Annotated in this window: 14 protein-coding genes and 1 pseudogene; 1 reads left to right on the plus strand and 14 read right to left on the minus strand. The window is 50.9% G+C overall.

What is annotated here, in order from left to right:
• Positions 1–148 precede the first annotated feature (148 nt).
• From PKH29_11025 to PKH29_11040, 4 genes and pseudogenes are all read right to left on the minus strand, one after another.
• Positions 149–1,615 carry a serine hydrolase gene (locus PKH29_11025; GenBank protein HNX15368.1) on the minus strand — a complete coding sequence of 489 codons (1,467 nt, stop codon included), beginning with the start codon at positions 1,613–1,615 and terminating at the stop codon, positions 149–151.
• Positions 1,616–1,667: 52 nt separating this feature from the next.
• Entirely contained in the window at positions 1,668–1,925 is a 258-nt protein-coding gene (locus PKH29_11030) for a heavy-metal-associated domain-containing protein (protein ID HNX15369.1), read from the minus strand.
• 9 nt (positions 1,926–1,934) lie between these two features.
• A complete protein-coding gene (locus PKH29_11035; protein HNX15370.1) occupies positions 1,935–2,240 on the minus strand; it encodes a metal-sensing transcriptional repressor in 306 nt (101 codons plus the stop codon).
• Positions 2,241–2,255: 15 nt separating this feature from the next.
• Positions 2,256–2,489, minus strand: a pseudogene (locus PKH29_11040) (cation transporter).
• A 371-nt stretch (positions 2,490–2,860) separates the two neighbouring features.
• Here PKH29_11040 and PKH29_11045 point away from each other — a divergent pair.
• Positions 2,861–5,557: an EAL domain-containing protein gene (locus tag PKH29_11045; GenBank protein HNX15371.1), complete on the plus strand. Its 2,697-nt coding sequence runs from the start codon at positions 2,861–2,863 to the stop codon at positions 5,555–5,557.
• Between the two features lie 49 nt (positions 5,558–5,606).
• On the opposite strand, the gene PKH29_11050 is transcribed toward PKH29_11045, so the two are convergent.
• The 10 genes from PKH29_11050 to PKH29_11095 all read right to left on the minus strand — a co-directional run bounded on the left by PKH29_11050 (position 5,607) and on the right by PKH29_11095 (position 14,545).
• Positions 5,607–6,992, minus strand: a complete 1,386-nt coding sequence (locus PKH29_11050; protein HNX15372.1) for a methyltransferase MtaB domain-containing protein — start codon at positions 6,990–6,992, stop codon at positions 5,607–5,609.
• Between the two features lie 156 nt (positions 6,993–7,148).
• On the minus strand, positions 7,149–7,367 hold the full coding sequence (locus tag PKH29_11055) for a hypothetical protein (GenBank protein HNX15373.1): 219 nt from the start codon (positions 7,365–7,367) through the stop codon (positions 7,149–7,151).
• A gap of 1 nt (position 7,368) precedes the next feature.
• On the minus strand, positions 7,369–8,442 hold the full coding sequence (gene mnmA / locus PKH29_11060; GenBank protein ID HNX15374.1) for a tRNA 2-thiouridine(34) synthase MnmA: 1,074 nt from the start codon (positions 8,440–8,442) through the stop codon (positions 7,369–7,371).
• Positions 8,443–8,895, minus strand: coding sequence for a Fe-S cluster assembly scaffold protein NifU (gene nifU, locus PKH29_11065; GenBank protein ID HNX15375.1), 453 nt, complete (start codon positions 8,893–8,895; stop codon positions 8,443–8,445).
• Positions 8,882–10,072, minus strand: a complete 1,191-nt coding sequence (gene nifS, locus PKH29_11070) for a cysteine desulfurase NifS (GenBank protein HNX15376.1) — start codon at positions 10,070–10,072, stop codon at positions 8,882–8,884. Before nifS ends, nifU begins: the two co-directional genes overlap by 14 nt.
• Positions 10,073–10,211: 139 nt before the next feature.
• Complete coding sequence (locus PKH29_11075) at positions 10,212–10,622, minus strand: Rrf2 family transcriptional regulator (GenBank protein HNX15377.1); 411 nt, start codon at positions 10,620–10,622, stop codon at positions 10,212–10,214.
• A gap of 41 nt (positions 10,623–10,663) precedes the next feature.
• Positions 10,664–11,416: a tRNA threonylcarbamoyladenosine dehydratase gene (locus PKH29_11080; GenBank protein ID HNX15378.1), complete on the minus strand. Its 753-nt coding sequence runs from the start codon at positions 11,414–11,416 to the stop codon at positions 10,664–10,666.
• 156 nt (positions 11,417–11,572) lie between these two features.
• Positions 11,573–12,130, minus strand: a complete 558-nt coding sequence (locus PKH29_11085; protein ID HNX15379.1) for a hydrolase — start codon at positions 12,128–12,130, stop codon at positions 11,573–11,575.
• Positions 12,131–12,300: 170 nt separating this feature from the next.
• Entirely contained in the window at positions 12,301–13,233 is a 933-nt protein-coding gene (gene cysK / locus PKH29_11090; GenBank protein ID HNX15380.1) for a cysteine synthase A, read from the minus strand.
• A gap of 22 nt (positions 13,234–13,255) precedes the next feature.
• The gene (locus PKH29_11095; protein ID HNX15381.1) at positions 13,256–14,545 is read right to left on the minus strand and encodes an O-acetylhomoserine aminocarboxypropyltransferase/cysteine synthase; all 1,290 of its coding nucleotides are present in this window, start codon (positions 14,543–14,545) and stop codon (positions 13,256–13,258) included.
• Positions 14,546–14,828: the final 283 nt, after the last annotated feature.

The raw sequence follows: 14,828 nt of genomic DNA on the forward strand, positions 1-14,828 counted from the left end.
TCGGCAATCTCTGCGACCGGATTATAAGATTATCAGACGGGCGGGTTGTGAACGCTTGAGAAGATCGATTTCAAAGCTCGAACTATAAGGTAGGGGCCATCGTGCACAAAATAAGGTATTAAAATCGGCCTCTGCATTCAAAGCCGCCTCACCGCCGTCCCGAAGCGAAACCGACGTACTCGTCCAGAAACCATTCCGCTGTCTTTTCCATCCGTAGGACAAGTTCATTGCCCTTGAAACAAAGGTTGATGCAGACATTGCCCAGATAGTCGTCGATGATGTCAACTTTGATGCGCAGCGTGTCCGGGCTGACCCAGGCCCCCGAAGCGGCGCAGCGGTAGGGCCGCCCGACCGGTTTCCCAATGGTCTCGCCGAAATAGTGCGTCTCCGGAAATCCGCCCAACACAAAATGCCCCAACCCGAAACGCAGTTGTTTATTACCGCGCTCGTTGGTGTAACAGAACACACCCTCATCGTCGGATAATTCGATTTTCAACCGCTTGATTCCCATCGGGTTTTTTTCCATTATATATTCAACGGAACCGATTTGACCGGAAAGCAATGAAGTTTTATCCCCCGGCACAACCGGAATACTTCGGTTCGAAGCATATTTCTCAAGTTCGGCATGCTCCGCCGGATTCTCCGCCAGCGCCGCTCCCGCCGGGTTGACAATATGTTTCCACAGAGCATTATAAATCGTCAGGTAACCAAGCTCGTTGCCCTGCGTATCTCCGGTACAGACAAACAGCAAATCCTTCTGCGGTATGCTGACCGCCAATTGGCTGCCCATTCCGATAAAGGAATACGAACCCTCGCGTGTCATCCAGACCTGATAACCGTATCCCTGCGACTGATCCGGCCGGTTATGTCCGTCGGTGCGGTTATCGATTTGTTTGGAGGTCGCCGCCCGGATATAGTCCGCCGGCAACAGCTGCTCACCCTCCCACAGACCGCCTTTCATCACTAATCGGGCAAACCGTGCCAAATCCATCGGAGTGCAGATGACCCCCGATGCCCCCCAGGAATAACCCTCCGGCGCTTTGATGCAAAAGGTATCTTCTGAAAACCCGATTCGGCTGAGCGCCTTTTTCTTGAGATATTCTAAAAATGTCATCCCGGTCAGCCGCTCGACGATGACGTCCAGTATGTAGGAGGCCGAGGAGTCATATTTGAACAGAGTACCTGCGGGGTGTGAAGTCGGCGTGTTGAAGAAGGTCGCGGCCCAGTCCTTTGCCCCAAGATAATAGGTGACGTCATCAAACGGTGTCGCCATGCGCAGCAGATCTCTGACCGTGGCATCAACGATATGGGGATGCACTTGCCCGGGCAGCTTGTCGGAGAAAAAGGAGATAATCTTATCGTCAAGCGAGAGTTTTCCTTCACCGATCAGCGCCCCGATAGCCATCGAGACAAAAGTCTTGCTGACCGAGTACATACGGTGCTTGTCCTCCGCTTTGAACGGCGCGGCGTAATATTCGCCGAAAACCCGGTCGCCCCGCATTAAAATCACGCTGTGCATCGCAAGTTCGGCTGAATCGAGTTCCCGTAAAAACCCCATCATGTTCCGGGAGGGCAGGCCTGCCCGCTCCGGTGTGATCTTTTTGAAGGTTTTCATTTCTCCAACACCTTTCGTTCGTCTTATTTTATAATACCATATCTATAAAGTTTTAAAAAGAAAAAAGTGAATAAATATAAAAATACAAGGCCGCGGCGATTCGCCACGGCCTTGTCCGCTGATGATTATTCCTGGCGCTGTAGCCGATGTCGTCAAGCGCCTCGACGGCGGCTTCGACTTTGGTATCCTCGACCTCTACGGTCTTAGCCGCAAGGTCTATTTTGAACGTGATCCCTTTTTCAGTGAGTGCTTTTGTGATACGCGCCGAGCACATTCCGCAGTGCATATCGGGTACTTTTAATGTTTTCATGATGTAACCTCATTTCATCAATTTTTTTATGGTATCGACGAGATCAGTGACAACCTCGTCGGTCGCCTCGTCGCTGCCGTTTTGAATATCCGACACCACGCAAGTTCGGATGTGGTTTTCGAGGAGCTCTTTGCCGAAGGCATTTAGTGCCGACTGCACGGCAGAGACCTGTGTCAAAATGTCGGTGCAGTAGGCGTCTTCGGAAAGCATCTTTTGCAAGCCCCTCACCTGCCCCTCGATGCGTTTGAGCCGATTTTGCAAGGCGTTCAATTCCGGCTCGCGGTATCTGATTTTATTTTGACAGCACTCGTTTATAGACCGACGAGACGATCAGCGCAGCACGCTCGTTTGCGAGTTTTTTCCCCTCTCATCTGCTGTCGCCGGTTTTTCCTCGGTTTTCATACACGGCGCAGCTGAATATCCGGCTTTTTCTATCTTGGACATGATGTCCTCGGGTTTTAAAACTGCCTCATCATAAGAGATGATCAACCGATTCATCGGAAAGTTTATTTCGCCGCTTTGCACACTCGGCAGCTTTTTGGCCACACACTCCACAGCGCTCGAACAGGACGCGCAGTGCTACCCCCAAGGGGTATTTTAATATATACTATTCAGGTGCATATTTCAATACTTTTTTGTTTTAATTTTATATTTTACTTGATAAAACACCGAGTAAAATAGGTTTCAATAAATTTTCTTGAATTTCTACGCTTTCCATTATATAATCGTTTTATAGGATAATATATGTCATTTTTTTCCTATATACATGACAAAGAGCATCGGTTTTAAAGAAATCTGATGCAAAACATTCCTTCTGACAGCGCTTTGCAATCCTCCGGTTTTTACTCTTGCGAATACCGAGCGAAAGAGGTGCGGTTATGTTTGCCCGAAGTGCTCAAAAAAAAGGTATAAGCCGAAAAGGAACTAAATTTAAATTGTCTGTCTTGTTTCTGATCGCGGTTATGATATTGTTAAGCGGTCTTTATTTGAGCTACATTTGGAACAGATATCAAACCATGGCCTCCGATGAAGCCATCTCTCTGGCGGAATCGTTGGAATCGTTCTTGCATTCAGACCAAATCGCAGTTTTATCCGGCAGTGCCGATGATCTTCAAAAACCAGAATATATCACGACAAAACAGAGCCTAAAATGGCTGGTTGAAGTAAAAAACCAAATTCGTTTTGCATACCTCATGGCTCTGAGGGACGGAAAAGTGATTTTTTTAATGGATTCCGAATCGCCGGAATCCCTCGATTATTCGCCGCCCGGCCAAGTTTATGCGGAGGCAGACAAACAAACTTTTTTATCTTTTACTGCGGGGAAGACCGTGCTGACCCGCCCATCGGTCGACCGGTGGGGCACCTGGGTCAGTGTGATGGTGCCGATTAAAAATTCAAACGGCAATACGATCGCTGTTTTCGGAATCGATTATTCCGCCGAAGAATGGAATCTGCGCATTTGGGAACGAATGATCGCGGATATTGTCATCGTATTTTGTGTTTTTTCTTTATTTATCGCTTGGCTTTTGTCAAGAACCCGGAGCGCTCTTTTAAAAGAACTCGGGAAAAAACTCGCTTTGGATGAAGCCCTGTATCACAGCGTCTTCAACCAGGCCCCAATCGGAATTGCGATTGTAAACGATAAGAGTTTCGTAAACCGTTCGGAATTCGGAAACTCAAACATCAATCCGACCTTCGAACGGATTCTCGGAAGATCCAGCCGTGAACTCACAGAAGTCAAATGGCCCGACATCACGCACCCGGATGACCTGAAACCGGATTTGGATCATTTCGAGCTATTTAAATCGGGTAAAACCAACGGTTATACCATGGAAAAACGGTTTATAAAACCTGACGGTTCAGCCGTGTGGACTAATATGAAAATATCGGCGTTTTTGAACGGTCCCGAAAACAGCCCGATGCATCTTTGTCTGCTCGAAGATATCTCCGCACGAAAAGAAACCGAAGAATCGCTTCGGGAGAGCGAACGCAGCAAATCCGTTTTGATCTCTAATCTGCCGGGTATGGCTTACCGCTGCAATTTTGACCGGGAATGGACGATGCAGTTCATCTCAGACGGCTGTTTTTCCTTGACCGGGTATCATCCTGAAAACCTGTTGTATAACAGGGATCTTTCTTTCAACGATTTAATCGTGCCGGAATACCGTGAATCCCTCTGGGAAGAGTGGAATCGTATCCTGATTTTGAAAAAACCGTTTCGATATGAATATGAGATAAACACTGCCGACGGAAAGCGAAAATGGGTCCTTGAGATGGGACAGGGCGTATATAACGAACACGGAGACGTCGAGGCGCTGGAAGGCATCATCCTCGACATCTCTGCCAGTAAGGAAATTGAAAATATATTTAAGTATAACAGCGAACACGATATCTGGACAGGCCTTTATAACCGAAGATATTTAGAAAATCTATTATATGAAGACGCAAAAAAACTGTCAACCAAAAAACGAGCCGTCATCAGCATTAATTTGGGCGCCGTTTACTCCCTGAGTTTGAAATACGGGTTTCAATACAGTCAGGAATTGATTCGGAAAGCCGCAAAAAAGCTTGAGACGCTTTGCACCGAAAGCCGTCAATTGTTCAATACCTATGAAAATCGCTTTGCTTTCTACATAAAAGAATATAAAGATCAGGACGAATTGACTGCCTTATGCGAGACGATCGTCGGCATCTTAAAAACGATGTTATCCGTCGAGAGAATCGGCGGAGGGATCGGCATCATCGAAATCGACGATGATAACAAAAGCAATGTCGATCTTTTATTGAAAAATCTTTTGGTCGCTTCAGAACGAGCGATTAATCTTTTTCAACCCGATATCGGTATTTGCTTCTTCGATAAAGAGATGAGCACTCAAATCGCCCGGGACGAAGCCATTAACCGGGAACTGACTCAAATCGCAGCCGGTGAACATGCTGATCGGTTATTTCTGCAGTTTCAGCCTGTTTTGGATCTTGAGACCAATCAAATCAACGGGTTTGAGGCTTTGGCCCGATTGAGGAATGACAATTTGGGTTTGGTTTCTCCTGCCGAATTTATTCCCATTGCCGAGAGAACGAATCTTATTATACCACTCGGGTATCAAATTATCCGCAAATCGTTTGCATTTTTAAATCGTATCCGGCAAGAAGGATTTGATGATGTCAGCATCTCTGTCAATATTTCCGCAATTCAACTGCTGAAAAACGATTTTACCGAAAATTTGTTCGCCATCATTGATGAAATGCAGACCGATTCGTCCAATATTGCACTGGAGCTGACAGAATCGATCTTTGCCGCGGATAATGACGAAATCAACAATATTCTCAGCACCTTGAAAACCCGCGGAATCCGCATCTTCCTTGACGACTTTGGTGTCGGTTATTCTTCGCTCGCCCGGGAACGGGAATTGGATATCGATTGTCTGAAAATCGATAAATATTTCATGGTAAGCCTCCTGTTCACTCTGGGAGCAAACTTGTCCAACGGTGATATTCTTTCGTTTATAATACCGCATCACCGTGTCCTATTTCTACCCCCTCCGTGTCCAATTTTAGTTTACCACTTCACCGGCACCCGTTTTGACCCGCAAATTGCCGAATTATTTATTCAAATGATGGAGAATCAAACCTAAATCATAAAAATACCCCCGCGCCATTCGGTGCGGGGGTATTTTTAGCAGTTTATATTTTCAGATCGTATTTCTTGGGATCCAGTTTGTCACACTCGGGAAGTACAGCGGCAACAAACTCCTGTTCATCCTCGGGCAGGTCTTCAATTTGATCGGAGAGCTTTTCCAGCCAGTCCTTTTCACGTTGGGTCAACGTGAGCCGGTCGGCGTTAACGCCCTTGCGCATGGCTTCGAGCACCAGTTCCGCCGCCCGTTTGGTACGCGCATAATAACCGTCCGTCTTGACCAGTTCTTTGGAGATGTCCAGCACCACATTGGGACGCAGCACATAGGCCTGCGGGTCAAGCTTGGAATCGGAGTCGGCGCAGATATCGCGCAGTAAAAGCGCGGTCTGCTTGCCTCTTGCCGTGCCCTCGTTCATCATGCGGCAGTCATAGACGAGTTGTTCAAAAGCGACGGTCGGGGCCATGCCGCCCAGCAGCTTGATATTTTGAATCGATTCATTGCTCCATAGGTCAGCGAGGGAGAGCGCGACGTTGCCGACGGGAGAAAGGTGCGCGCAGGCCGCAACCCGGCCTTCCATCGCAATCGGTGTCCCCGTGATGGCCTTGATATAGACGCCCTCGTAACCGCAGTCCTTGTGCGGGCCTTTTGCGCCGCATTCTAATGCGACCAAGCTGCGCACCGCGGTCATCACACGCACCGTCGCGGCAAAGACCTTGGGGATGTAATTCCGGTCGGCAAGCACCATTGCTGTATTGCCGAAGCCGCAGGCTGTGTCGCCGCTCGGAATCGCGCCGGTTTTTTCGCCGATCTTCACAATTTCGGTCCAGAGTTTGTTCATATCTCTACAACCGAGAATCGAAAGGGCGAACAGGGACTTGGCGATATCGCAGTTGACAACCGCATCGTCGTGGACTTCCTTGCCGCCGACCGATTCGATGGCCATAAAGTCCGCACCGGCTTTCGCGCTGCCCTCGAAAGTCGCCAGCATGTTATCCCAATGGGAGCCGTGCCACATATGCTCCAACCCTGCGCCTTCGCGAATGTCATTGGGTGTGATGCGCACCGCGCCTTTGATGCCGTGTTTTGCCTCGTGTTCCCTGATCACGTCGACGACGGTTTTACAGACCTCGATGCCCCACTCCGGATGAAAAGTCATCGGCGGCAGCGTCTCGATCTCGGCCACAAAGCCGGGCACTTCCAACGCTTTTGCCCGCTCGCAGATCCCCTCGGCGATTTCGCGGTAGTTGCGGATGACCTCGGGCATGGTGCCCGCCTCAATCTGCATCGGGGGCAGCGTGAAGTTGATCTCGGGATAAAGGGTGCCGTTTCCGATCGAAATACCGTTTTTCAGCGTAACCGGATATTTTGCGCGTGCATAAACGAAATCGTCGATGTTGTCATATGCCGTCTTGGTAAATGTCGTTTTACTCATAAAATTCGTTGCCGCCTTTCACAAATTAAAGATAAAAAATCAATAATAAAAAGGGTTCATGTGATATTTCCTATCACGATAATAGGATATCACATAAACCTATCAATTTGCTATGAATATAGTATGAATTTTAGTAATCTTGTTGCGAATCGATTCTCAATGAGTATACAACGTCCGAAACTCCCGATTGATTTGTGAAATCTCTTTTTCTCCGTCAATGTAGGGTTGGTACATCTCCCACGGGTCTCCGAGACCGGTCAGCCCGTCGCAGAGCGTGCAGCCCTCACAGGCGTCGCCGCAGACGTTCAGCGACCGCTTGATAATCTCAATCCGCGCTTCGCGCGTGGTGTCTTTGATTAAAATGGAATCGGTCATGTTATCCCTCCATATCGGAACAAATAATGCCCCCGCCCAATACAATGTCTCTATCGTAAACCACCGCTGCCTGACCGGGCGCGACAGCCCGCTGCGGCTCGTCGAATTCGATGTGTACGCTGTTTTCGCTTGTTGAAGTGATCGTCGCCCATTGTTCGGGCTGCCGATACCGAATACGCACTTTGGCGCGCAGCTGTTCGGGCGGATATTCATATGCGATCCAGTTGAAGTCCCCGACATTGAGTTCCTTTTTATAAAGAGTTTCGTCGGACCCGAGGACGACTTCATTTTCTTTCGTCCGCTTTTCGCAGACATACAGCGGCTCCGGCGCAGAAATCCCCAGCCCTTTGCGCTGACCGATCGTATAGCGGATCAAGCCGCCGTGTTCGCCGAGTGTCTTCCCGTTTGAATCGACAAACCGCCCCGACGGATATCGTTTGCCGGTATAGTCCTCGATCACTTTTGAGTAATCGCCGTCGGGCACAAAACAGATGTCCTGGCTGTCCTTTTTACGGGCGTTGCAAAACTCCTGTTCCTGCGCGATTCGGCGGGTCTCGGTCTTCTCGGTCTTCCCGAGCGGAAACTTCGTGTGCGCAAGCTGTTCCTGCGTCATGGCATATAAGACATAACTCTGATCCTTGGAAGCATCCAGCGCTTTTTTCAATAGATATCTGCCGCTGCTTTGCTCAATGCGCGCATAATGACCTGTGACGATGCAGTCACACCCGAGTTCCTTTGCACGTCCATAAAGCCGTTCGAATTTTAAAAACCGGTTGCAGTCGATGCAGGGATTCGGGGTTAACCCACGCTCGTAGGCATCGATGAAACGGTCAATCACCTGCGTTTTGAAATCACCGGTAAAATTGAACACATAAAACGGGATACTGAGCCGAAAAGCGACGGAGCGGGCGTCTTCGGCGTCCTCCAGCGAACAGCAGGTACTCTCCCGCCCCTCAGCGTCGCCGTCGAATAAGCGCATCATCGCGCCGATGCAGTCATACCCCGCCTGTTTCATCAGATACGCCGCGACGCTCGAATCGACGCCGCCGCTCATCGCAATCAGCGCTTTGAGCATTTAACAACTGCCCTCTTTACACTTGTTATCCTCACAGCAGCCGCAGCTCTCGCAGTCGGGGAACAGCGTCTTGTCGTAGTCGATGTGGTTTTTGCGGTAGTAGTCCGCGATGGCGGCCTTAATGGCCTCCTCTGCCAGTACCGAACAGTGCAGCTTGTGCGCGGGCAGCCCGTCAAGCGCCTCCGCAACCGCTTTGTTGGTCAGCGCGAGCGCTTCGGAGAGCGGTTTGCCTTTGATCAACTCGGTCGCCATCGAACTTGACGCAATTGCCGAGCCGCACCCAAAGGTCTCGAATTTGACGTCGTCGATGTTGTTGTCCTTGATTTTTAAGTAGATTTTCATAATGTCGCCGCACTTGGCGTTGCCTACTTCGCCGACGCCGTCCGCATTTTCGATAATGCCGACATTCCTCGGATGCTTAAAATGATCCATGACTTTTTCACTGTATAACATATGGTTTTTTTCCTTCTTTCAAATCGCGCCAAACCGGAGACATGTTTCTCAAATACTCCACAACCTCCGGTACTTTTTCAATGATGTAATCGGCCTGTTCTTCGTTGTTTTCGTCGCCGAGTGAGAGGCGCAGCGACCCGTGGGCGATCTCGTGCGGCCGTCCGATGGCAAGCAGCACATGGCTCGGGTCGAGCGATCCCGACGTGCAGGCCGAACCCGACGAAGCCATAATGCCCTGTTCGTCAAGAAGCAGCAGCAGCGATTCGCCCTCGATGCCCTCAAAGCACACATTGACGTTTCCGGGCAGCCGTTTGACCGCGTCACCGTTTAAAATCGTGTGCGGAATTTTTAAAAGTCCTGCGATGATCTTATCTCGCAGCGCCGTCAGTTTCGCGGTATTTTCATCGATATGGGCGCAGGCCTCGTCAAACGCCGCTGCCATTCCGGCGATTGCGGGCAAATTTTCGGTGCCCGCCCGCTTGCCGCGTTCCTGTGCGCCGCCCTCGATCAGGTTCACCAGCGGGATACCTTTTTTCACAACCAGCGCCCCGACCCCTTTCGGGCCGTAGAACTTGTGCGCCGACAGCGAGAGCATATCGATATTTTCCTTGACCACGTCGATGTGCAGATGCCCCGCAGCTTGTACCGCGTCGGTGTGAAACAAAACGCCCTTGTCGCGGCAGATTTTCCCGATCTCGGCAATCGGCTGAATGGTTCCGATTTCGTTATTGGCGTACATCACCGTCACCAGACAGGTGTCCGGACGGATGGCGGCCTCAACTTCTTCGGGTATTACGATTCCGTTTTCATGTACATCGAGCAGCGTGATCTCGTACCCCTGCTTTTTCAGCTTTTCGAGGGTGTGCAACACCGCATGGTGCTCAAACGCCGTCGAAACGATGTGCTTTTTATTCTTTTTAGCTCCGATTGCAGCGGCCGATAAAATGGCCTGGTTGTCGGCTTCGCTGCCGCCCGAGGTAAAATAAATTTCTTTTGCCTCGCACCCGAGGTTTCTTGCCATGCTCTCTCTGGCGCTCCAGAGCGCCTCCGCGGCCTCCTGCCCTGCCGAATGCAAACTCGACGGGTTGCCGTAGACCCGGTCAAAATACGGCATCATAACCTCTATTGCCGAACGGCTCGTTTTGGTGGTCGCCGCGTTGTCCGCATAAACTCTCATGATTTATTATCAGTCCCTGTTTTTATCTTTTCCGAAGTCCTAATCTGTACCGCTTCGGTATATTTATAATAACACTTATATCCTACTATGTCAATAGGATATATAAAAATTTTTTATCCGCCTATATAAGGCGGATATTTTAAACCTTACCGTCCAACACATCCCGCAGCGTGACGCTGTCCAAATAATTGTTGACAACGCTTTCGAGTTTGACCCACACCGGCAGCGACAGGCAGTCAGCCGCGCGTTCACAGCGTGCGGTGCCGCACTCCAAACAGACGACCGGCGCAATCGACCCCTCGGTCAGTCGAATAATCGACCCGACGGTGTATTCCTCAGGCGTTCTGGCAAGGCGGTAACCGCCATCCTTGCCGCGTGAGCTCTCGACCATTCCGGCTTTGTTTAACATCGCCACAATGGCCTCGAGATACTTGACGGAAATATCCTGCCGCTCCGAAATCCGTTTCAGCGAGACAAACCCGTCGCCGATATGCTGCGCAAGGTCGAGCATCAGGCGAATTGCATACCGCCCTTTCGTAGAGATCATCATTTTGAATCATCACTCCCCTTCGCAATTTATGATGAATCGATTTATTCTTTTAAGCGCTGTTTCGCATCATACCCGATCAAATCCCTGACGACAACGGATGCAATCAACAGTCCTGCCGCAGGCGGCACAAACGCGTTCGAGGCCGGGATATCGCGGCGCTGCGTGCATTTTCGCACGGTCCCCGGCGGGCAGACACAGTGTTTCAGGCAGCTCGTCGACTCGTCTTCATAAGGGCGTATCGGCAGTTCCTCGGAATAGAGCACCTTGAGCTTTTTAACGCCGCGCTTTCGCAGTTCCAGCCGCATCACCCGCGCCAGCGGGCAGGTTTTGGTCTCTGAGATGTCCGCAATCCGCAGCATGGTCGGGTCGACTTTATTGCCCGTGCCCATCGACGAAATCACCGGAGTCCCGGCGGCTTGCGCCCGCATGATAATTTCGAGCTTGCCCGTCACGGTGTCGATGGCATCAATCACATAGTCATACTGCGAAAAATCGAATTGACCTGCGGTATCGGGCAGGAAAAAGCACTGATATTTATGCACAACCGCTTTCGGATTGATGTCTAAAATCCGCTCCTCGGCCACGTCCACTTTATATTTCCCCACGGTTTTATGCGTCGCGATAATCTGACGGTTCAGGTTGGTCAGACAGACCCTGTCGTCGTCGATCAGGTCAAAAGTCCCGACCCCGCTGCGCGCCAGCGCCTCGACGACATAGCCGCCCACACCGCCGATGCCGAATACGGCAACGCGGCTCTGCGCCAGCTTCTCCATGGCCTCTTTGCCGAAAATCATTTGGGTTCTCGAAAACTGATCCACCCTGTCGTCCCCTTAATAGAAATTGGTAGTGCGTTTGTCATCCTCGAGCGAAAAGCGTTTCTTCGTAACGCTCTGATCGAAGGATCTCGGACTTATGGGGCTGCATTCCGACGACCCCTCTTACCTATTCCTTCAATTTACCGCATCGCTTGCGCGCACCGCTAAAATGGTCTTCCCGATCAAATCATCCAGTTCCCACCCGAGCATCGCCGCGCCCTGCTCAATGACCTCGCGCGAGCAGCCCGCCGCGAACTTTTTATCTTTGAATTTCTTTTTCACCGACGAGACCTCGAGATCGGACACGCTTTTCGACGGCCGCATCACAGCCGCCGCGCCGATCAGTCCCGTCAGTTCGTCCACCGCAAACAGCACTTTTTCCATCTGATGCTCGGGCTTGATGTCGACGGTAATCCCGTAACAATGGCTTGCACAGGCGCGGATCGTGCGCTCGTCGACGCCGTTTTCGCGCATGATCTCCTGGCTTTTAATGCAGTGCTGTTCGGGAAACTGTTCAAAATCGAGATCGTGCAGCAATCCGACCACCGCCCAGAATTCTTTTTCGTCACCGTAACCGAGTTCTTCGGCATACCACCGCATCACATCTTCGAGTATTCGCGAATGCAGAAGATGAAATTCGCCTTGATTATATTTCGTGAGCAGTTCCCACGCTTGTTGTCTGGTATAAGGCATTTTAAAAATCCTCTCAATCACAATTTCGGTGAAAAAGCCATGGGCGGTCACCCGTCCATGGCTATATTTTACACGGTTTTTTGAATTCTGTAAATATCGCTTTGTAGGGGCGATTCACAAACGCCCGTTAATACCACCTTGCGGGCGATTATGAATCGCCCCTACGGTATTCATTCCGAAAACAACGGTGTGGACAAATACCGTTCGCCGGTGTCGGCCAACAACGCCACAATCACCTTGCCCTTGTTCTCGGGTCTCTGCGCCAATTTGGCGGCCGCCCAGACCGCGGCGCCGGAAGAGATGCCGACTAACACCCCGTCGGTTTTGCCGACTTCTTTGCCCGTTGCAAACGCATCGTCGTTTTCGACCGTGATAATCTCGTCGTAGATTTTGGTGTTCAACACCGCAGGGACAAAGCCCGCGCCGATACCCTGAATCTTATGCGAACCCGCAACGCCGGTCGAGAGCACCGGAGAAGCCGCGGGCTCGACCGCGACGATTTTGACGGACGGCTTCTTGGATTTCAGATATTCGCCGACGCCGGTGATCGTGCCGCCGGTTCCGACACCCGCGACAAAAATGTCGACTTCGCCTGCGGTGTCCTCCCAAATCTCGGGGCCGGTAGTGGCACGGTGAATCGCCGGGTTTGCGGGGTTATCAAACTGTCCCGGGATAAAACTGTTCGGGATTTCTTTCGCCAGCTCATCCGCCTTTGCGATTGCGCCCTTCATACCCTTTGCGCCTTCGGTCAGCACGATCTCAGCCCCGTAGGCCTTGATCAGGTTTCTGCGCTCAACCGACATGGTCTCGGGCATCGTGAGGATGATTCGATAACCCCTCGCCGCCGCGACCGCCGCAAGCCCGATACCGGTGTTGCCGCTGGTCGGCTCGATGATGACCGAGCCCTTTTTCAGCCCGCCCTTTGCCTCCGCATCGTCGATCATGGCTTTTGCGATGCGGTCTTTGACGCTGCCCGCCGGGTTGAAATATTCGAGTTTCACAATCAGTTTTGCATTGAGCCCGTGGGCTTTTTCATATCCGCCGAGTTCCAGCAGCGGTGTTTTCCCGATCAACTGATCGATGGTTTGATAAATTTTTGACATAATAATGATCTCCTTGCTGCGATTATTTTATCGCTTTAAAACCGTGCTCGAGATCGGCTAAAATATCGTCGATATGTTCGGTGCCGATCGAGAGCCGGATGGTGGTGGGTTTGATGCCCGCTTTCAGCAGTTCTTCTTCCGAAAGCTGCGAATGGGTGGTCGAAGCCGGGTGGATGACCAGTGATTTGACATCCGCGACGTTGGCAAGCAGCGAGAACAGTTCAAGGGACTCGGTGAATTTCTTGGCCTGCTCCCCGGTACCTTTCAATTCGAAAGTGAAAATAGAACCGCCGCCGTTCGGATAGTACTTGTCATAAAGCACTTTCGCTTTTCCGGATTCGAGCGAGGGATGGTTTACCTTTTCAACCTGCGGGTGTTTCTTTAAATACTTGACAACGGCTAGGGCGTTTTCGACATGGCGTTCGACGCGCAGTGAAAGCGTCTCAAGCCCCTGTAACAGCAAAAACGAGTTGAACGGGCTGATGGTCGCGCCGGTATCCCTCATCAGCGTGGTGCGCAGCTTGATGATATAGGCTAGGTTTCCGACCGCTTGTGTAAACACAACGCCGTGATAAGACGGATTCGGCTGAGAAAGCCCCGGGAATTTGTCATTCTGCGCCCAGTCAAATTTTCCGCTGTCGATAATGACGCCGCCCATGACCGTGCCGTGCCCGCCGATGAATTTGGTCGCCGAGTGGACGACGATGTCCGCGCCGTGTTCGATCGGACGGAACAGATACGGGGTCGCAAACGTGTTGTCGATGATGACCGGAATGCCGTGTTGATGTGCAATGGCCGAGATCGCATCCAGGTCGAGGATGTCGGAGTTGGGGTTGCCGAGTGACTCCAAAAACACCGCTTTGGTGTTGGGACGGATGGCTTTTTCAAAGTTCGAAACTTCGTGTCCGTTGATGAATGTTGTTTCAATACCGAAGTCGCTGAGCGTGTTGGCAAACAGGTTGAGCGTACCGCCGTAAAGGTTTTCGGCCGAGACGATGTGGTCGCCCGCCCTCGCGATATTTTGAATCGCATAGGTGATCGCCGCCGCGCCCGAAGAAGTCGCAAGTGCCGCCGCGCCGCCCTCCAGTGCCGCAATGCGTTTTTCGAATACATCCGAAGTCGGGTTCATCAGGCGGGTGTAGATGTTGCCGCCCTCGGTCAGGCCGAAGCGTCCCGCCGCCTGCGCGGAGTCCTTAAAAACATAAGAAGTGGTCGCGTAGATCGGTACCGCTCTTGCGTCGGTCGCCGGATCGGGCTGTTCCTGCCCCACATGGAGCTGCAGCGTTTCGAATTTATAATTTTTGTTTGACATGATTTTCAATTCCTCTCATTACTTTTTATAGTCCTTTACTGAAATCCTCTCGAGAGAAAGCTTGAAAACGGATTTTCAAGCTTTACATCGGCACATTCGTCCGAATCGAAAATTATGTCTCACCAATTTTTGAAAGAACCCCTGCATAAATACCAACCTTTCCAGTGGGTTTATATGGATTATAGTTGATATCTCCTATAATGTCAATAGGGTTTTGAGAATTATTTTTAAGGGTCTTGACTAGAACAGAGGGTTATCACGGAACAATTTCAAGAGGATGTGG

The organism is Oscillospiraceae bacterium (genome assembly GCA_035353335.1).
Lineage (GTDB): Bacteria > Bacillota > Clostridia > Oscillospirales > JAKOTC01 > DAOPZJ01.